This is a genomic window from Streptomyces pratensis, assembly GCF_037137275.1.
Taxonomy (GTDB): domain Bacteria; phylum Actinomycetota; class Actinomycetes; order Streptomycetales; family Streptomycetaceae; genus Streptomyces; species Streptomyces pratensis_B.
This window is the reverse complement of the sequence record NZ_JBBBEN010000085.1, coordinates 153,650-172,167: the sequence shown is the minus strand read 5'-3', so window position 1 is coordinate 172,167 and position 18,518 is coordinate 153,650. Positions and strand designations below refer to the sequence as shown.

General features: G+C 72.3%; 11 protein-coding genes. 1 reads left to right on the top strand and 10 read right to left on the bottom strand.

What is annotated here, in order from left to right:
* Window positions 1-81: 81 nt before the first annotated feature.
* From V9U70_RS12510 to eccD, 8 genes are all read right to left on the bottom strand, one after another.
* Complete coding sequence (locus V9U70_RS12510) at window positions 82-450, bottom strand: hypothetical protein (RefSeq protein WP_336674765.1); 369 nt, start codon at window positions 448-450, stop codon at window positions 82-84.
* A gap of 3 nt (window positions 451-453) precedes the next feature.
* A complete protein-coding gene (locus V9U70_RS12505; protein ID WP_336674762.1) occupies window positions 454-909 on the bottom strand; it encodes a YbaB/EbfC family nucleoid-associated protein in 456 nt (151 codons plus the stop codon).
* Between the two features lie 103 nt (window positions 910-1,012).
* Window positions 1,013-4,642 (bottom strand): AAWKG family protein, encoded by a 3,630-nt coding sequence (locus V9U70_RS12500; RefSeq protein ID WP_336674760.1) that lies wholly within the window; start codon window positions 4,640-4,642, stop codon window positions 1,013-1,015.
* Between the two features lie 53 nt (window positions 4,643-4,695).
* Entirely contained in the window at window positions 4,696-5,172 is a 477-nt protein-coding gene (locus tag V9U70_RS12495; RefSeq protein ID WP_336674758.1) for a type VII secretion system-associated protein, read from the bottom strand.
* Window positions 5,173-5,295: 123 nt separating this feature from the next.
* The gene (locus tag V9U70_RS12490) at window positions 5,296-5,604 is read right to left on the bottom strand and encodes a WXG100 family type VII secretion target (RefSeq protein WP_336674756.1); all 309 of its coding nucleotides are present in this window, start codon (window positions 5,602-5,604) and stop codon (window positions 5,296-5,298) included.
* A 91-nt stretch (window positions 5,605-5,695) separates the two neighbouring features.
* On the bottom strand, window positions 5,696-6,031 hold the full coding sequence (locus V9U70_RS12485; protein ID WP_003970669.1) for a hypothetical protein: 336 nt from the start codon (window positions 6,029-6,031) through the stop codon (window positions 5,696-5,698).
* A gap of 441 nt (window positions 6,032-6,472) precedes the next feature.
* On the bottom strand, window positions 6,473-8,017 hold the full coding sequence (eccB, locus tag V9U70_RS12480) for a type VII secretion protein EccB (RefSeq protein WP_336674753.1): 1,545 nt from the start codon (window positions 8,015-8,017) through the stop codon (window positions 6,473-6,475).
* A gap of 45 nt (window positions 8,018-8,062) precedes the next feature.
* Complete coding sequence (gene eccD, locus V9U70_RS12475; RefSeq protein ID WP_336674751.1) at window positions 8,063-9,469, bottom strand: type VII secretion integral membrane protein EccD; 1,407 nt, start codon at window positions 9,467-9,469, stop codon at window positions 8,063-8,065.
* A gap of 450 nt (window positions 9,470-9,919) precedes the next feature.
* On the opposite strand from eccD, the gene eccCa reads away from it, so the two are divergent.
* Window positions 9,920-13,900, top strand: a complete 3,981-nt coding sequence (gene eccCa / locus V9U70_RS12470; RefSeq protein ID WP_336674750.1) for a type VII secretion protein EccCa — start codon at window positions 9,920-9,922, stop codon at window positions 13,898-13,900.
* A gap of 56 nt (window positions 13,901-13,956) precedes the next feature.
* Here the strand turns inward: eccCa and V9U70_RS12465 are convergent, their stop codons facing one another.
* Entirely contained in the window at window positions 13,957-15,195 is a 1,239-nt protein-coding gene (locus V9U70_RS12465; protein WP_336674749.1) for a S8 family serine peptidase, read from the bottom strand.
* Window positions 15,192-18,503: a right-handed parallel beta-helix repeat-containing protein gene (locus V9U70_RS12460; protein ID WP_336674747.1), complete on the bottom strand. Its 3,312-nt coding sequence runs from the start codon at window positions 18,501-18,503 to the stop codon at window positions 15,192-15,194. Before V9U70_RS12460 ends, V9U70_RS12465 begins: the two co-directional genes overlap by 4 nt.
* Window positions 18,504-18,518 lie beyond the last annotated feature (15 nt).

Sequence of the window (18,518 nt, the reverse complement as noted above, 5' to 3'; positions counted from 1 at the left end):
CGGTGGCCGCCTCGCGGGGCGTCCGGGCAGGTGGGAGCCGCCGCTCCCGATCGCGTACGGGAGCGGCCTGCGCTTCGCGGATCAGCGGCGGCCATGTCCGCCCGGGCCGTCGAATCCGTCGGCGTCGAGGCGGTTGTTGCCGTGCTCGATCTCGTCGATGTTGCGGTCACGGGTGTCCTTCATCATCCGGACGTTGCTGACCGTGGCGTCGGTGATGCCGACCAGTGCGTCGCGGATGGACAGCATGGTGTCCTTGGTGGTCTGCCGCTCCTTCTGCTCCTGCGGTCTGGCCTTCTCCGAGAACTCGCTGTTGGTGCCGGGCCACGAGACCGTGGGCGCCAGCTCGTCGAGGAACTCCTCGGTCATGCTCCTGGTGAGCGTGCCGATCTCCTCCAACTGCTGTGCCAGGGCCTCGATGCGATGCGGGTCGACGTAGTACCGCTGCCCCATCCGTCAGTCCTCTCCCTCGTCGCCGAGCGCGTCCCGCCAGGCGGGGGTGGCCGGGCCGGTCCGTGCCGCGTCCTCGTCGTCCTCGCGCAGCACCTCGGGTCCGAAGATGCGCTCCCAGTCCAGCTCGAAGCCCTTCAGCTCCGGCACGTTGCTGCTGGGCTCGGCGAAGGGGGCCATCGCCCGCATCACATGCCGGTTCATCTTCAGGCGGGCCGCGCTCGCCGCCTCCAGGACGCTGGCGGCCAGCTCCTGGGGGGACATGTCACGGTATTTGTTGTCCAGGAACTCGATCCCGGTCAGCTCACCCTGCGGGCCCGAAGTGGCACGGACCGCGCGGTCGGAGGAGAGCACGGCGAACGACGCCGTCCGCAGCTCGCGCTCGGTGCGCGCGACCGCCTCCTGGGCCGCGTGCAGTTCGGCCATGGCCTTCTCCAGGCGCTTCTCCAGCGGTTCCGTCACGCCCGTTCCCCTCCCGCCTCGTTCTTCCCGTCTCCACGCATGACCGTACGGGCGCCGGGTCCGGCCTGCGCCTCCGGCCCCCACGACGGGGCCTGATGGGTCGTCACCTGCCGATGACGGCCGGGGTGCCGCCCTCCTCCGTGCCCCATACGTCCGCGTCCTCCTCCAGGTAGTCGGCGGAGGTGACGGGGCGGCGTTCCTGCTCCGCCTCTTCCTCGGGGGAGTTGCCGCCGGTGGTCGTCACCCGGGAGGCGGGGGCCAGGAAGGTGTCGTTGTCCTCCTGCCTGTTCCACGGGCTGCGCCTGCGGCGGTTGCGGCGTTCGCTCTCCTCCGCCGCGTCGACCAGGACGGCGCGCACGCGCTCGCCGTTGCCCTTCTCGCCGCCCGCGCCCATGCCCCCCATGCCGCCGCCCATCGGCATGCCGGGGGTGCCCGGCGTACCCGGGGCGCCCGGGGCCCCCGGCCCGCTGCCACCGACGCCAGGGGCCGTCGCGCTGCTCGTGGCGCTGTCGGAGAGCGGGGACACCTGGCCGAGGGTCTCCGCGGAGGAGAGACCCGTACCGGGGAGGCCACTGCCGGAGGGCCCGGCGCCGGCCTGGGCTGCGCCGACCCCCAGGTCGGAGAAGGAGACGTCCCGGGTGGTGATCCCGTCGCCGCTTCCGCCTCCGCCTGCGCTGCCGCCGCTACCGCCGCCGAGCCCCTGGAGGGCATCGAGACCGAGGCCCTGCCCGGCGCCGGGGCTGTCGGCGTCCCGGTCTCCGTTGAGCTCGCCGAGGTTGCCGAGGTCGCGGTTCTGGCCGAGGTCCCGCAGGTCGTCGAGGAAGTCGGGCCGCTCACTGTTCCCGCTGCCCCCGCGCGCGTTGAGGTCGTCGAGGTCGATCGTCTCCGTCCTGCCCTGCGGGTCGGTGACGGTGGCGATGCCGGTGTCCGGGTCGATGGACTGACGGGAGCCGTCAGGGAAGGAGTGGGTCAGCCGGCCGTTGTCCAGGCTGGTGGTGGAACCGTCCGGGTTTGTCACCTGGGCCCCGTGGGTGAGGTCGGTGATGACGCTGGAGCCGTCTGCCCCGATGCTGGTGAGCAGCCCGCTGTTCGGGTCGAAGACGGCTTTGCCGCCGTCCGGGAACGTGGTGGCGAAGTCGCCGTTCTCCAGCTCGGTCAGACCGCCCGTCGGGGTCTCCAGGCCGGGCCCGTCGGTGTTGAGGTTGCCGAGGTCGCCCAGGTCGTTGACGGTCTCCCGGTCACCGAAGTCGCCGGGGGACTCCGTGGGCAGGTCGGCGTTGATGTCGCCGAGGTTCCCCAGATCCCGGATGTCGCCCAGGTCCCGGATGCTGCCCAGGTCGCCCAGGCCCCCCGCCCCGCCCCGGTCGTTCAGACCCCCTAGGCTGCCGAGGTTCTGGGTGGTGGTCGTGCCGTCGGGGGCGGTGGAGACCGCCTGACCCGTCGCGGGATCGACCACCTGCGTCGTACCGTCGGGGAACGTCGTGGTCAACTTGCCGTCGTCGCCCAGCGAGGTGACCGAACCATCCGGATTGGTCACCCGGACCCCGTCCCCCAAACCCTCCGTGCTCACACTGCCATCCGGATGCGTAGTCGTCAGCAACCCGCTGTCCGGATCGAACGACGTGCTACTGCCATCCGGGAAGTCGGTGGTCAGACCCGAACCACCGAGCTGCACACTGCCACCGGTCGGAGTATCCAGAACACCACCCCCACCGTTCAGCCCCCCGAGGTCACCCAGGTTCTGGGTGATCGCTTCGTTGGCCGCGTCGGCGGGGTTCCTGGTGTTGCCCGGGCCGTTGACGTTGCCGAAGTTGCCGAAGCCCTGGCCGACGGGGAGAGGTCCGCCGGCCGGCGCCGGATGGTTCTCACCGCCCGGGTCGTTCACGCCCCCGAGGCCGCCGAGGTTCTCGGAGATCACATGGCTCACGTCGTCGAGGCCCGGACTGTTCCCGCCGCCGGGGCCGGGGGTGTTGAGGCCGCCGACACCAGGGGTGTTGAGGTCGCCGAGGTCACCGAGGCTCTCGGTCACCGGCACCTCCTGCTTGAGGTTCAGCAGGTCGTCGAGGTCGCCGAGGCCCTCGCCCCCGCCGCCCGGCCCGTTGATGTCGCCGAGGCTCTCCTTCATCTGCTGGGCCTGCTCCTCGGCCTCCCGCTTGGCCTCCTCCTGTTCGCGCCGCTGCTCCTCGCGCAACTCGTCCGCGTACCGGCGGTCCTCGTCACGCTGCTTGTTCTGTTCCTCACGCAACTCGTCCTGGAGCTTCTTGTCCTCTTCCCGCTGGAGCCGCTGCTCCTCACGCAACTCGTCCTGGAGCTTCTTGTCCTCTTCCCGCTGGAGCCGCTGCTCCTCACGCAGCTCCTCCTGAAGCTTCTTGTCCTCTTCCCGCTGGAGCCTCTGCTCCTCACGCAGCTCGTCCTGGTACCGGCGGTTCTCCTCGTTCTCCTCGTTGATCTTCTCCTTCTCCTCCTCCAGCTTCTTCCTCTCGTACTCCTCGCCCGCCGTGCTGGTCGACTTGGGCTCGGGCATGTTGCTGGTGAAGTCCTCGGAGAGCGAGACGAACTGGTTGTTGAGCTTCGACTGGACTTCGCGGGCGGGGACGACGAGAAGCTCGTCGACGGCGCGGCTCCAGATGTCGACCGCCGCGTCACCGACCTTCGCCCAGTTCGCGATGTCGTTGAGGTCTCCGTAGTCGGGGTGCACCTGGGTGAAACCGGCCTGTGGACTGTGGGTGACCGTCGTGACGTACTGGGTCGTGTACGACGTGATGTCCGTCTTCGCCACGTTCTCCCTGTCGACCCACTGAGCCAGATCGTCGAGGACGTAGCGCAGCACCCGGTGCGGGTCGTAGTAGTCGGACTGGGCCCAGATCAGCCACTTGTCCAGCAGTGTCGAGGCCGCTTCCTCCAGGTAGGCGCGGCCCAGGGAGAGCGCGCGGGAGTACACGGTGCTGCCGACGCCGTTCTGGTCGCCGGTGCCCGCCGTGTTGTTGAAGGTCTCCACGTAGTTGTCGTAGTTCTCGCGGACTTTCCTGATGAGGCTGATGAAGACCTCTGCCGCCTCGCCCTTCCAGCTGGAGTCGTCCCGGCCGAAGCGGTCCTCCCACTCCTTGAGCAGCGGCGCCTGGTCCTTGAAGAACTTGGCCGCGTAGTCGAAGGAGTCGCCGGTGAAGTTGAAGGTGTCCAGGTCGACGATGCCCTTCTCGTCGACCCCCTCCCCGCTGAAATGAGCGTCCCCGCTGTTGCCCCGCAGCAGGGCGAGGAGCGCCGCCCGCGGCCCGTTCATGTACCGGGCCAGCGGGATCGTGCTCATCTTGTCCTTGTTGTAGTCCGTGAACTCGTTGCCTTCACGAACGCTCACGTCCTCGACGTCGTCGGAGTCGGCGCCGGCGAAGATGATCTCGTCGCCCGGCTTCACGCGCCCTTCGAAGACGATCCGGGCCTGCTTGATGGAGCTCTTCTTGCCGCTGTCGAAGAACCAGATGTCATAGTCCTGGCCCTTGTTCTGCAGGAAGCCGGAGTCCTTGACGAGGAGACCGAGGCTGCGCTCCTTGATGTCCATCCGGAACAACCTGCCGCCGTGGTCGGAGCGGAGCGTGTCGAAGATGGTGGAGCGGTCGGGCACCGGGTAGCCGGTGAGGTGGATGACGAGTTTCGCCCAGTCGTCGGCGGACGCCGGTTTGGTCTCCCTGTACTTGTCGACGTTGTCCTTGGATTCATCGTCGTACCGGTCGGCCACCGGGCACCCCTCTGGTCATGTGTCGTCCTCGCCACCGCTGCGCGCGGGTCGTGCTACTTCTCTTCCGTGACCGTGGACCCGCTGGTGAGCGCGTCGACCTCTTCGAAGGTCTGGAGCAGAGTCTGCGCGTCGATCGCGTCCAGGTTCTCGTTCTTGGTCTTCTCGGCCTCGTCGATGGTGTCGGTGAGAGCCTCCTTGAGCTCCCTGAAGAGGTCGATCTGGTCACCGAGCAACTTGTCCAGGGCCGTCGCCGCGGCCTTGACGCTCTCGATCAGCTTCGGCCCCGAGACCAGCTCTTCGGTGTGCATCAGCCCAAGACGCAGGATCTGCTGGTCCTGGTCGAGGTTGTCCGGCGTCGTGTAGCCGTTGATGAGGTCGCCGAGGGGCCGGATGTAACTCTCCCCCTCCTCGCCGCTGCCGTCCTCCCGGTGCTGCTTGGCCTTGGTGTACACCGGGTGCACCTCGTTGTCCCGGAAGCTCTCCATCTGCTTGAGGTCAAAGTGCTTGACGTCGGCCTTCTCACCGGCCATGAGGCGTCCTCCTGTGCTCGGAGCGGGGCGGGGTTACGGGGAACGGGGGCGAGGCGGGGAGCACACGCGAACGCCGGGGCCCGCCCTCCGCACCGTACGGACGGCCAAGGACCCCGGCGGGGACTATCGGGCGCGCACGCCGCTCCAGTTGTCGGCGCTCCTGCGCTCGTCGCGGGAGTGGTTGTCGTGGATGCTCTGGACCAGCTCACCGCTGTCGCCGAGGAGCAGGGCCATGTTCTTGGTCGCCTGGTCCCACTCGGCCTGGACACCGCGGTACATCTGCTGGTCGTCACCCTCCCATGAGGTCACGAGCGGCTTGAGCTCGTCCTCCAGGTTGTTGAGGGTGGTGATGATCTGCTGGGTCTGCTGCTTCAGCTCCTCGATCGCGTTGCGGACCGTGGAGTACTGCACATCGATGATGCCGTCGGCCATGACATCTCCTCTCGGGTGGCCGGGCCCTCGGGCCCGGGGACGCTCACAGGTTCCGGCCTCCGCGAGAGGGGCCGGTGACGCCGGGGACGGGTCAGCGCAGCGCCTCGAAGACGCCCTGGCTGGTCTTGCTGTTGAGCACCTCGGTCAGGTCCTGGTTCTCCTTCGCCAGCCGGTCGGCGGACGTCACGTTCTCCTGGAGCGCGTCGACCATCTTGCTGATCTGCACGACGACCTTCTGAGCCTCGCCGTTCCAGCTGCGGAACAGCTTCAGCAGGGCCTGGCCCTCGTCACCGCCGACACCCGAACGCGCGGCGATCTCGGCGACGTTGTTCTGGATCTTCTCGACCGCGGCCCGGGCCGACTCCAGAGAGGAGACACCTCCCAAGCCCTTGGCATAGTCCGCCCGCCTCTGGCCACTGTCCGCCATGTCGCAGCTCCCTTCGTTGAGTGACTTCTCGTCGCACCGTTGCCCGCTGAGGCTAAAGAGAACTCGGCGTCCGGCGCAACGCATGCGGGGAAGATTTGATCATAGTTCTGCGAGTCAGAATCCTTACACCCCAACGGAGTTGTGCGCAGGTTTCCGGGAAATGAACGCGCCCACCCGTCAGCTCCCGAGACCGGGCGATGCGGACGGAAAACGGGCAGCCGGGGAATCCGAACGGTCATCATCGCGGTCCGTTCGGTGGTGCGGTGCGCCCCCTTCACACGATCCTCCAGAGAGGCGACCGGTCAATTATCTGAGCTTTTTCTGAGGTTTCTCCGCGCGCCGTTCACGCCGAATAACTGCGGGACGACGCCGAGTCATGTGCGACCTCCCACGCCTCGGCCTTTTCTCTTTCTTCGGCACCGTATGGGGTTTTTGCCTGGATCATGGCTGAGAGTCGCCTGTCCCGGTCGCGCCGGGTGCGCCGCACTTCGGCGCGGTGGCCCTGGGCTCCGCGGCGCCGGAGGCGGCGGCCGGATCGAGGTCCGCGCCGGTCGGCAGGGCGGCGAGCAGCGGTGCGGGGACCGAGCCGATGTCCCCCTCCCCGTATCCGAGCGCCTTCAGGGAGTCCTTGGCCGGGACGCGGTACTTCACACCGTTGTCCGCGACCAGGTAGGTGGTCCCGGCGTGTGCGGCGCCGCTCGCGTGCAGGGCCCGGACCAGGGCGCCGCGACCGGGACGCACCACCGTGGCGTCCGTCCGGGCGCAGGCCTCGATCAGCGGCTGGGCGGTCCCCTGCGACACCGCGACGGGGGCGAGCCCGGTCAGCGGGACCAGCACCGATCCGATCCGGGCGCCGCCGTCGCCGCCGTCCACCTGGGCGCAGAGCGCGGTGCCGCGCGGCGCGGACTGCGGGACGGGCGGCGTGCGGGGCAGCTCCCCGGACGCGGAGCCGGCGGCAGCCTTCCCCTTCGCCCGGTGCGCACGCAGCGCGTCCGCGCCGACCGCTCGGGCCTCGGGGGAGCGTCCCTGGTAGACGTCCTTCTGCGTGGCCGGGTCGCCCAGCACCAGGGCGGCCTCCAGCCGGGACAGCGGCGCCAGACCGTCCTTCCGCAGCAGGTGGTAGGTGCTGCCGCCACCGGGCACGCTGACCTCGAAGAGCTGCCCGATCCTGGTCGGTACGCCGCCGAGCTCCGGCCCCTCGCCTCCGCGCCCCGGCGCCTCCGGCGGCTTCAGGGCCGGGCCGGGGGCGAGCGCGTCGAGGAAGGCCGCCGAGACCGGCATCGCCCGCTCGGAGCCGTAACCGAGGGCGTTGCGAGCGTCGGAGTCGGGGTCCAGCGGGAGCCGGCTGCCCCGCCACACCAGGTACTCGGTGCGGTCCGGGCCCCGCACGAGCACCCCGCGGTCGGCGCCGACGCCCTGGGAGTCCAGCGGCGCCCCGGCGACCAGGGTGGTGGCCCCCGGCCGGTCCACACCGGCGTCCGCGACGGCGCCGGAGGTGCTGGGCAGGGCGCCGTCCGGTCCGGTGACGCACATGTGCCAGGCGCCGGCGTCGAGGCCGCCCGGGCCGGGCAGGGTGTCCGGGGCGCCGGGGATGCCGGCCGGGGGCCCCACGGGGACGTCCCGCAGCGAGGCGGTGGAGACGTCCACGGCCTTGAGGTCGGACCCGCCGATCAACCGCGCCGAGGCATAGTTGCGCACCGGGTGCAGGAGGCCGTCGGTGCCGGTCCACAGGTAGCGGGCACCGGTGTCGCGGTTGACGACCAGGTGCTCACCCTTGCGCCAGGTGTCGTTCCCGCCGGGGCGCAGCAGCCCGTAGACGGTGGCGCCCGCGCCGATCAGGACGGTCACCAACAGGCCGAAGACGACGCCCCGGGTGGTGCGGCCCAGCGGGCTCTCCGGGGCGTCCGGGTCGGCCGTCAGCAGGCCGGAGCTGAGCCTGCCCATCATGAAACCGTGGGCCTGGACCTGGTCGCGCTTGGACTGCACAGCCTCTCCTCAACTTGTTTCTGGTGGACCGGCGTACGGGAGCACTCAGCCGAACAGGCCGCGCAACCAGCCGAAGAGGCCCGCTGTCCACAGCGTGAGCGGGAGCAGCGCGACGGCCAGGCCGGTGTGCGCCAGCTCCGCCGCCCGGCCCCAGTAGGGCAGGACCCGTCGGCCGGGCACCGTCCAGGAGGCGGTCACGAGGAGCGCTGCCGCGGCGAGCAGCACCCCGAAGACCACCACGCGTCCGTCCGCGTCGCTGTCCACCGCCCAGGCCCGGGCGAGCAGCAGCAGCCCCCAGACACCGGGCACCGCCAGCGTGAGGCGTTGGCCGATGTGGACCAGGCCCCGGGAGTGCAGGAGCAGCAGCAGGGTCAGCGCGAGCGCGGTGAGCGTCTCGGGGAGGTCCGGGTGCTGGGCGAGGACCGTCAGGGCCGCCGCGGCGATGGCGCCGGTGGCGGCGAAGAGCGCGGTGACCCAGCGCCCGGCGAGTTCGGTGCGCTCGGCGACCTCGTCGCCGGCGTACGGGTCGATGCCTTCCTGGAGCTGCCCGGCGGAGGACGGCAGCGCGGGCATCCGCATGCCGGCCAGCTTGAAGGCGAAGGGCGCAACGGCCCCGGCGGCGAGCGCGACGATCGTCGCGACCAGCGCCACCGCGGCCGCCGCGTCCAGACCCGTGTAGCCCATCAGGGCCCCGGAGACCGCGGTGGCCACGGCGACCAGGGCGGTGGCCAGCAGGGCGGGGGCGCCGACCGCGGTGGCGGCGAGCGCGAGGACCGCGCCGCCCGCCGCCGCGGCGCCCGCTGCCAGCAGCCGCGCGCCCGCGACCTGTGCCGCGTCGGGGCCGGAAAGGTCGCCGCCGGGCAGCACCCAGCCGACCAGCGCGAAGCACGGGGCGACCAGCAGGGCGAGCGCGGCGGCGGAGAGCCGGTCGCCGACCGCCCGGCTGGCGGAGCCGGCGCCCGCGAGCAGCAGCAGTCCGGCCACGGCCGCGAGGGCCGCCCGGGTGGCGGCGGACTCGGTCGCCCCCGGCCAGAACACCAGCAGAAGGGCGGCCGCCACGGTCGCCACGGCGGTGCCGACCAGCAGGCCGCGGGCCGCGCCGGCGTGCCAGGTGTGCAGCCGGCGGCCCACCGTCTCGGCTATCCCGTCGACCAGGTCGTCGAGCCGCGCCTCTGGGAGTGCCTCGGTGTGCGGGCGCAGATGGAGCACGGTTCCGTCGGCGAGCCCGGCGCGGGCCAGGGTGGTCTCCTCGTCGAGCGGGGCGTCACCGAGCCGCTGGAGCACCCAGCCGGCGTGGTCGAGCCCGGCCTCCTCCGCCTCCTCCCCGACGTACCGCAGCAGGGTGGGGAGCAGATCGGCGACCGGTACGTCGGCGGGCACGGCCAGATCGATGGTGACGCTCGGCGCACGTACGGTCAGGCGGCACGATTCGGCCACCGCACTGTCGGTCATCAGCAGAACTCTCGTCTTCCGTGCAGGCTTTGACAGAGGACTTCCCCGGGAGAGGGAATGTGCGAACAGTACGGAAAGTCCGCGCTGCCGTGAACCGGGGGGTCGGGCAGGGAAATCGTGCCCGTGCACCGGGCGGCAACCCCTCCCGCGTGGACAGGTCGCGTTCCGTGAATGCAGACTACTGCCTGCGGCCACCGGTCGCGCTGCGGGCCGGGCTTCGAACCCGGTATGCGGTCGGTCATCGGGAAGTTGGCCGCTCCGCACTCTGCCGCTCGAAATATTCACCCGGCGTTCATCGGGGCGCGTGCCGCCCCGGAGAATCAGCCTGGTGCGGTCTTTCCCCCTGCCGGGTACGCCGGTATTCGGCGGGCCGGAAAGTCAGTGAACCGGAGGTTCTGTTCCTTGAGTGTCGTGCTGTTTCGCCGCCCGGCCCGCAGGCGCGGGCCGGAGATGCCCGATGGGCAATTGACCCTCCAGGAGCCGCCCGTTCTCGCGGAGACGGTGCCCGACACCTCGGCGGTGTGGACCTACCTGCCGATGGCGCTGATGTCGGTCTCGATGATGCTGATGTTCCTGCGCCCCGGCGGCGGGAACGGCGTCTTCATGTATCTGGCGATGGGCGTCATGGCGCTCTCCGCCGGCGCCATGCTGCTGGGGCAGCTGATGCGCCGCTCCAGCGAGCGCAAGCAGCGGCTGAAGGGCGAACGCCGCGACTACCTGCGCTACCTGGCGCAGACCCGCAAGCGGGTGCGGAGCACCATCGCGGAACAGCAGCGGGCGCTCGCCTGGCGCCACCCGGAGCCGGCCTCGCTCCGCTCGCTGGCCCGCACCTCACGGCTGTGGGAGCGCCGCCCGACGGACGAGGACTTCGGCGAGGTCCGCCTCGCGGTCGGTGAGCAGCAGTTGGCCCTCACCCTGAACCCCGTCTCCACCCGACCGGTGGAGGACCTCGAACCCCTCTGCGCACACGCCCTGCGCCGCTTCATCCGCGCCTACTCCACCATCCCGGAGCAGCCGCTGGGGCTCTACCTGCGCTCCTCGGCCCGGATTCTGCTGCGCCCGGAGGACGCGCCGGGCGAGGGGGAGCGGGCTCACGGGGAGAGCGGTGCGGACGCGGAGGGGCCCGAGGCCGTACGCGCCCTGGTGCGGGCCTTGTTGGGACAGCTCGCGGTGTTCCACGCGCCCGAGGAGCTGTGGATCGCCCTCTGCGTCAGCGACGAGCGGCGGCCCGACTGGGAGTGGGGCAAGTGGCTGCCGCACGTGCTGGACCCGCACGAGGAGGACGGCGCGGGCCAGGCCCGCCGGATCACCGCCGACCTCACCGAGCTGGACGACCTGCTCGGCGCCGAGTTCGCCGAGCGCCCCGGCTTCGACCCGGACGCCCGCCCCGGCCGTGACGAGCCGTACACGGTCGTCGTGCTGGACGGCGTCGGCGTCCCGGAGGGCCACCGCTGGGAGGGGCACGGCTACCGCAACGCCCTGATCCTCGACGTGTCCGGCGCGCTGCGCTGGCGGCCCGGCCGCAACACGCTGCGGCTGACCGTCGGTCCGGACCGGGTGAGCCTGGTGCGCACCGACCGCAGCCGCAAGGAGCGCTCGGTGCCGCTGGGCGTTCCCGACCGGCTGGGCCTGCTCGGCGCGGAGTCGCTGGCCAGGCTCCTCGCCCCGCGTCGGATGAGCCTCGGCACCGACATCGCACAGCCGCTGGACACCGACGTCGAGCTGACCACCCTGCTCGGCATCCCCGACCTGCACCGGCACGACCCGCAGACCCTGTTCGACCGGCACTCCGGCTCCGGCCGGCTGCGGGTGCCGGTCGCGGTCGGCGTGGACGGCCGCCCGGTCGAGCTCGACATCAAGGAGTCCGCGCAGGGGGGCATGGGCCCGCACGGCATGCTCATCGGCGCCACCGGTTCCGGCAAGAGCGAGCTCCTGCGCACCCTCGTCCTCGGCCTCGCCCTGACCAACTCCTCCGAGACGCTCAACTTCGTGCTGGTCGACTTCAAGGGCGGCGCCACCTTCCTCGGTCTGGAGGAACTCCCGCACACCTCCGCCGTCATCACCAACCTCGCCGACGAGGTCGCCCTGGTGGAGCGCATGCAGGACGCCCTGCACGGTGAACTGATCCGCCGCCAGGAGCTCCTGCGTGCGGCGGGCAACTACACCTCGGCCCTGGAGTACGAGCGGGCCCGGGCCGCCGGGGCGGACCTCGCTCCGCTGCCCAGCCTGTTCGTGGTGGTCGACGAGTTCAGCGAACTGCTCTCCACTCACCGGGAGTTCATGGAGCTGTTCGTGATGATCGGCCGCCTCGGCCGCTCGCTGGGCGTGCATCTGCTGCTCGCCTCGCAGCGGCTGGACGAGGGGCGCATGCACCAGCTGGAGAGCCATCTCTCGTACCGCATCGGGCTGCGCACCTTCTCCGCGATGGAGAGCCGCGGTGTGCTCGGCGTCCCGGACGCCTACGAGCTCCCCGCCGCGCCCGGAAGCGGCTATCTGAAGTCGGGGGTGGAGGCCCTGACCCGGTTCCGCGCCGCGTACTCCTCGGGGACGTACCGGCGTCGGACGGGCGCCGTGGTGCAGGCCCGGGTGGCCAGTCAGGTGGTGCCGTGGACCAGCGGCTGGGTGGTGCCCCGCACCTTGGAGACCCCGCCCGAGCCGGAGCCGGAGACCGAAGGGGCCGAGGACGAGGAGGCCCTGCTGGACGTGGCGCTCGACCGGCTGCGCGGCTCCGGGCCGGCCGCCCACCAGGTGTGGCTGCCGCCGCTGGACGAGCCGTCCCCGCTGGACGCGCTGCTGCCCGGCATCGTGCCGGACGAGGGGCGCGGTCTGATCGCCGCGGGCTGGCCCGGCGCCGGACGGCTGCGGGTCCCGGTCGGCCTGGTCGACAAGCCCTTCGAGCAGCGCCGCGACCCGTTGATCGTGGATCTCTCCGGGGCGGGCGGTCATGTCGCGGTGGCGGGCGGTTCGCAGAGCGGCAAGTCCACGCTCGCCCGCACGCTCATCGCCGCCCTGGCGCTGACCCACACCCCCGCCGACGTGCAGTTCTACTGTCTGGACTTCGGCGGCGGCGGACTGTCCCAGCTCGCCGCGCTCCCGCACGTCGGCGGGGTCGCGGCGCGGCTCAACCCGGAGCGGGTGCACCGGACGGTGGCCGAGGTGATGACGCTCCTGGCCCGTCGCGAGCAGTTCTTCGTGGACCACACCCTGGACTCCATGCAGTCCTACCGTCGTCGCCGGGCCGCCGGGGAGTTCCCCGACGAGCCGTTCGGCGATGTGTTCATGGTGGTCGACGGCTGGTCCACCGTCCGCCAGGACTACGACGACCTGATCCCGAAGTTCAACGAACTCGCCGCCCGCGGCCTCAACTACGGCATCCACCTGATCGTCACCACCACCCGCTGGGTGGAGTTGTCCGCCCAGGTCCGCGACCAGGCCGGCACCCGGCTGGAGTTGCGGATGGGCGACCCGATGGACTCGGAGATCGACACCCGCAAGGCCCGTTCCGTGCCGCGCACCGGTGGCCGGGGCATCACCGCCGACAGCAAGATGCACTTCCTCGCGGGCCTGCCCCGCCTGGACGGCAGGGGCTCCCTGGAGGACCTGGGCGACGGCGTCGCCCACCTGGTCACGGAGATCTCCCGGCACTGGCAGGGCGCTCCGGCGCCCCAGGTCCGCATGCTGCCGCACCGCCTCCCGCTCACCGAACTGCCCGCCCCCGAGGCCACGGAGGGCGGCGGCATGCGCCTCGCGCTCGGCCTCGACCAGGATGCCCTGGAACCGGTCTGGCACGACTTCAGCCGCACCCCGCACCTGATCGCGGTCGGCGACACCGAGAGCGGCAAGACGAACCTGCTGCGTCTGATCACCCGGGGCATCACCGCCCGCTACTCCCCCGCGGAGGCGAAGATCATCGCGGTGGACTACCGCCGCACCCTGGTGGACGCCGTCCCCGAGGAATACCGCATCGGGCACGTGATCTCCCTCGACAACCTCAACGAGACCATCGAGGGCGCGGCCCGTGCGATGAAGACCCGCGTCCCGGGCGCGGACATCGCGCCGGCCCGGATGCGCCAGTGCGACTGGTGGACCGGCCCGCGCCTGTTCATCCTGGTCGACGACTACGACATGGTCTCCGGGAACTCCTTCCAGAGCCCCTTCGAGCCGCTCTTCGAGAGCCTGACGCTCGGCTACGAGATGGGCCTGCACCTGGTCGTCGCCCGCAGCGCCATGGGCGCGGGACGTGGTCTCAGCGACGGTCTCGTCCGCCGCCTCGACGAGGCCAACAACCCAGCCGTCCTGCTCTCCTGCCCGCCCACGGAGGGCCGCCTCTTCGGCAACGCCAAACCGCTCAACCTTCCGCCGGGCCGGGCCCTGCACATCGCCCGCCGCAAGCCGCGGCTGATGCAGACGGCGCTGGTGGAGGAGGGCTGAGAGCACGCGAAGGGCGCCCTCCCACGGACGTTCCGCGGGAGGGCGCCCTTCGCCGTTCATCCCCGGCCCGGCGCGCCCGTCTCCGCCGGACGCCAGCCCCGGGCTCGGGCCCGCGAGAGGGCGAACCCGGCCCAGAGGACGGAGAGGACACCGGCCGCGCCGAGGAGGACGAAGAGCTTGGCGCGGCCCGTGGCGCGGTCGGCGCCGGAGGTGTCACGCACGGCCACGGTTTCCGCGGCACGCTCCGCGCCGGCGGCCGGCGCGGTCGCTGCGCCGAGGACCGTGGTGGCGGCCGCGTAGGCGTCCAGCTGGGGGATGTCGGCCGGGTAGGCAGTCGCCGTGAGCCGACGGGCCACCTCGTCGGCCGAGTCCCCGGGGTGGGTGGCGCGGGCCACCGCGGCGGCCCCGGCCGTGTACGCGGTGGCCACCGCGACGCCGCCGCCGAGGTAGTGGCCCTCGCCGCGCGGCCCCCCGGAGACCACCCCGGCGCCGGGAGCGAGCAGGTCGACGGCGCCGGTCGCAAGGGCGTTGCGCGGGCGGGCGCCGGCGGGCAGCATGTCGGCGACCGAGAGGACGCCGGGCTCGCCTGCGGGCCAGTAGGTGCGGGGTGGGGTCTCGTCGGCGGAGCCGCTCGACGGCGGTTCCGGGGTGGCCGCGGCGACGACCACCGCGCCCGCCCGGCGGGCCTCCGCGACCGCCCGGGTCAGCGCCTTGTCCCGGCGCGGCAGGGCGACCGCGACCGCGATCACACCGGCCCGGGCCTCGGCCGCCTCGCGCACCGCCGCCGCGACGAGGTCGGGGCTCGGCCGTCCCCGCCGGTCGGTGCCGCGCAGGGCCAGGATCTTCGCGCCCGGGGCGACTCCGGCCAGCCTCGGGTTGTTCCCGCCGGTCCCGGCGATGAGCCCGGCCAGGAACGTACCGTGTCCGACGCAGTCGTCGGCGGCGGCCCCCTCTGCGGTGACCCGGCCGTCGAGCCCGGTGGCGTCGGGGGCGACCCCGGTGCCGATCAGCGCGACGGTGACGCCCGCCCCGGTGGAGTGCTGGTGCAGCCGGTCCAGGTCGAGGCGCTGACGCGACCAGTCCCGCTTCTTCGCCTTCTCCTCCGAGGCGGGGGTGCAGACCGCCTCCTCGGCCCGGGGGTCGAGCGCGGAGGGCATGCCGGGCAGCTCCTGGCCCTTCTTCCCGTCGGCCGAGGGCCGGTACGAGGGGGGCGCGGCCTGGGCGGGCACGGCCACGGGCAGCATCAGGGCGGCCGCGAGCCCGGCGCCGTACACCAGACGGGCGGGCGGCCTCATCGGGGGGCCGCCTTGGGCGCCGCGGCCGTGACGTCCGCCGGGAGGAGGATGCGCAGGTCGTCCAGGGTGGGCGCGGCCAGCGAACTGAGCCTGCCCGCCTGGCGGGTGACCATCGACTCGACGACCTGGCGGGCCAGGCGGGCGTTGCCGAAGGAGCGGTCGCGGGGCACCGCGTCGAAGTACTCCTTGAGCAGGGGCCCGGTGCCGGGACCGCACTCGTACCCCATGTTCGCGGCCTGGGCGCGCACGATGGTGACCAGTTCCTCGGAGGAGTAGTCGGCGAAGGAGATCCGGCGCGGGAAGCGGGAGGAGAGGCCCGGGTTGGAGGCGAGGAAGCGCTCCATCTCGTCGGTGTAGCCGGCGACGATGACGACGACCTCGTCGCGGTGGTCCTCCATCAGTTTCAGCAGCGTGTCCACCGCTTCCTGGCCGAAGTCGGCGCCGCCGCCGCGCGGGGTGAGGGTGTACGCCTCGTCGATGAACAGCACGCCGCCACGGGCCCGTTCGAAGACCTCGCGGGTCAACTGGGCGGTGTGGCCTATGTAGCGGCCCACGAGGTCGGCACGGGCCGCCTCGACCAATTGGCCGCGCTCCAGGACGCCGAGCTGGGTCAGCACCTCCCCGTAGAGACGGGCGACGGTCGTCTTGCCGGTGCCGGGCGGGCCGGTGAAGACCAGGTGGTTGCTGAGCGAGGGGACGGGCAGCCCTGCGGCGGCACGGTGCCGGGCGGTGGTGATGAGGTTGACCAGGTCGGCGACCTCGCGCTTCACCTCGGCCAGGCCGATCATGTCACCGAGCCGGGTGAGCGGGTCGTCGGCCGGTCCGGCGGTCTGGGCGGCGGACGCGGCGGCGGTGGCGGAGACGTCTTCGGGGAGCAGCAGCCGCAGATCACGCTCACCGACCTGGGCCTGGGCGGAGAGCCGGACCGCCTGGCGGTCCACCATCTCCTCGAACACGCCGCGTGCGGCACGGCCGTTGCCGAATCCGGCGTCCCGGGGCATCGCGCCGAAGTGCGCGGCCAGCGCCTCGGCGGTGCCCTCGCCCAGCTCGTACTGGTGCTGGGCGCACATGCTCTCCATGATCGCGACCAGGTCGGGCACCGAGTAGTTCTCGAACTCGACGGTCCGTGAGAAGCGGGACGCCAGACCCGGGTTGGAGCCGAGAAAGGAGTCCATCTCGCGGGAGTAGCCGGCCGCGACCACCACCACGTCGTCGCGGTGGTCCTCCATGAGCTTCAACAGGGTGTCCACGGCCTCACGGCCGAAGTCCGCGCCGCCGTTGCCGCTGTCCGAGGTGAGGGTGTACGCCTCGTCAATGAAGAGCACGCCCCCGAGGGCCCGTTGGAAGGTCTCGGAGGTCTTGATCGCGGTGCCGCCGACGACCTGGGCCACCAGGTCGGCGCGCGAGACCTCCACCAGGTGCCCGCTGCGCAGCGACCCCAGCTCGGCCAGGATCGCCCCGTAGAGGCGGGCCACCGTGGTCTTGCCGGTGCCGGGCGGACCGGCGAAGACCAGGTGCCTGCTCATCGGCGGTGCGGGCATGCCGAGTTGCTCGCGGCGCTGCGCGAGCTGGGTGAGGTTGACCAGGGTGCCCACCTGCTGCTTGACGTTCTCCAGGCCGATCAGCGCGTTGAGGGCGCCGAGCGGGCCGTCCGCGCGGTCCGGCGGGGGTGCGTCGGCGGCGCCGGAGCCCGCCGGGTCGGTGTTCTCGGCGCTGCCGCTGCCCCAGGCGTCCCGCTTGCCGTTGCCGACGCTGTTCAGGCCCTCCACCGCGAGCCGCTCCCCGGGGGCGGTCTGCACCAGGCCCCCGCCCTCGTTCTCCCGGGCGGTGCAGTTGACCAGCGAGACGGGGGCGGTGGACTCCACCCGGAAGCCGTCCTGGGCGCCGCCGTTGGCCTCGCAGCCGCTGAGCGAGGCGAACGCGCCCTCGCGGAGCAGGAAGCCGTGCCCCTTGGGGGCGTGCACCGAGGTGCGGTTGGCCGTCAGCTCGCCGCCGGCGGCGACCACCACGCCCTCCTCGCCGCTCGTCTCGACGCGGAAGTCGCGGACGGTGACGTTGCCGCCGTCCTCCACGACCAGGCCGCTGGTGGCCGTGTCGGAGACCCCGCCGCCGGCCAGGTAGAGGGTGGAGCCGGAGGCCACCCGTACACCGGCGCCCTGCGGCCGGACGATCTCGCAGTCCTCGACGCGGCCCCGAGCGTCCCGGGTGGCCGCGATGCCGTCACCGGCGGGCTCGACCAGGCGGGCCCGGCGCAGCAGCGGGTTGGCTCCGCTCAGCACGGCGACGGCGGGCGAGGAGCCGATCACCTCCAGGCGGTCCAGCTCGGGCGCCGAGTCCTCCTCCAGGAGCAGTCCGGCCGCCTCGCAGTCGCGGACGGTCAGCCCGGTCAGTGCCGGGGAGGAGGCCCCGGCGACGCGCAGCGCCGCGCCCTGCGCGCCGTCCACCCAGCAGTCCTCGAAGGTGCCGCGCGCCCGGTCGGTGACGACCACGCCATGGCCGCGCACGCGCGAGACGCGGCAGCGGCGCAGTACGGGGTCGGCGCCTCCGGCCAGGGCGATCCCGTTGCCGGAGGCGCCGGTGACGCGGACGTCCTCCAGGGTGGTGCGGCCCGCGCTGCTCAGGTGCACGCCGGTGCTGGTGTCGTGCACCACGGTCCGGACGACCGAAACGGCGGAGTCCCCCTCCAGGGCGATGGAGGGCTTGTCGGTGGAGGAGATGTCGCAGTCCTCGACGGTGCCGCGGGTCTCGCCGTTGGCGAGCAGACCGTTGCCCCGGGCGCCCCGTACCGTGCAGTCGCGGATGCGTGCGTCGCCCTGCTCTGCGAGGACGATGCCGCTGGTGCCGAGGTGTTCGAGCGTGCAGGACTCGACGGTGGTGGGTGTGGTGGAGGTGACCACGATGCCCGCGCCCTGCGGATTGCTCACCCGGCAGTCGCGCAGAGCCAGGGAGCCGGTCCCGCCGGCCAGCATCGCGGTCCAGGCGGCGCCGACGATCTCGCACCCGTCGAACGCGGCCTGCCCGCGCCGCACGTCCACGGCGGGCAGTTCGGCGTCGCCGCCGCGCAGGGTGAGTTCGGAGAGCATGACGGCGTCGGCGCGCAGCGCGATGACGCTGCCCGAACGCGGCCTGATCTCCACCGTGCCCCGTCCCTCGGCTGCGGTGAGGGTGACCCGGGTGTGGATCACCAGGTTCTCCGCGTACGTTCCGGGCCGGACGCTGATGAGCGCGCCGGTGCGGGCGGCGGCGAGCGCCTCACCGATCGTGGAAAAGCGGTCCTCTGGGCCGACCGACAGTACCTGGCGCGACACGCACCAACCTCCTTG

Bases quoted from the DNA above. Each gene is read 5' to 3' on its own strand.
- V9U70_RS12510 (WP_336674765.1), bottom strand. From the start codon at position 450: ATGGGGCAGCGGTACTACGTCGACCCGCATCGCATCGAGGCCCTGGCA.
- V9U70_RS12495 (WP_336674758.1), bottom strand. From the start codon at position 5,172: ATGGCCGGTGAGAAGGCCGACGTCAAGCACTTTGACCTCAAGCAGATG.
- V9U70_RS12490 (WP_336674756.1), bottom strand. From the start codon at position 5,604: ATGGCCGACGGCATCATCGATGTGCAGTACTCCACGGTCCGCAACGCG.
- V9U70_RS12485 (WP_003970669.1), bottom strand. From the start codon at position 6,031: ATGGCGGACAGTGGCCAGAGGCGGGCGGACTATGCCAAGGGCTTGGGA.
- eccD (WP_336674751.1), bottom strand. From the start codon at position 9,469: ATGACCGACAGTGCGGTGGCCGAATCGTGCCGCCTGACCGTACGTGCG.
- eccCa (WP_336674750.1), top strand. From the start codon at position 9,920: ATGCCCGATGGGCAATTGACCCTCCAGGAGCCGCCCGTTCTCGCGGAG.
- V9U70_RS12465 (WP_336674749.1), bottom strand. From the start codon at position 15,195: ATGAGGCCGCCCGCCCGTCTGGTGTACGGCGCCGGGCTCGCGGCCGCC.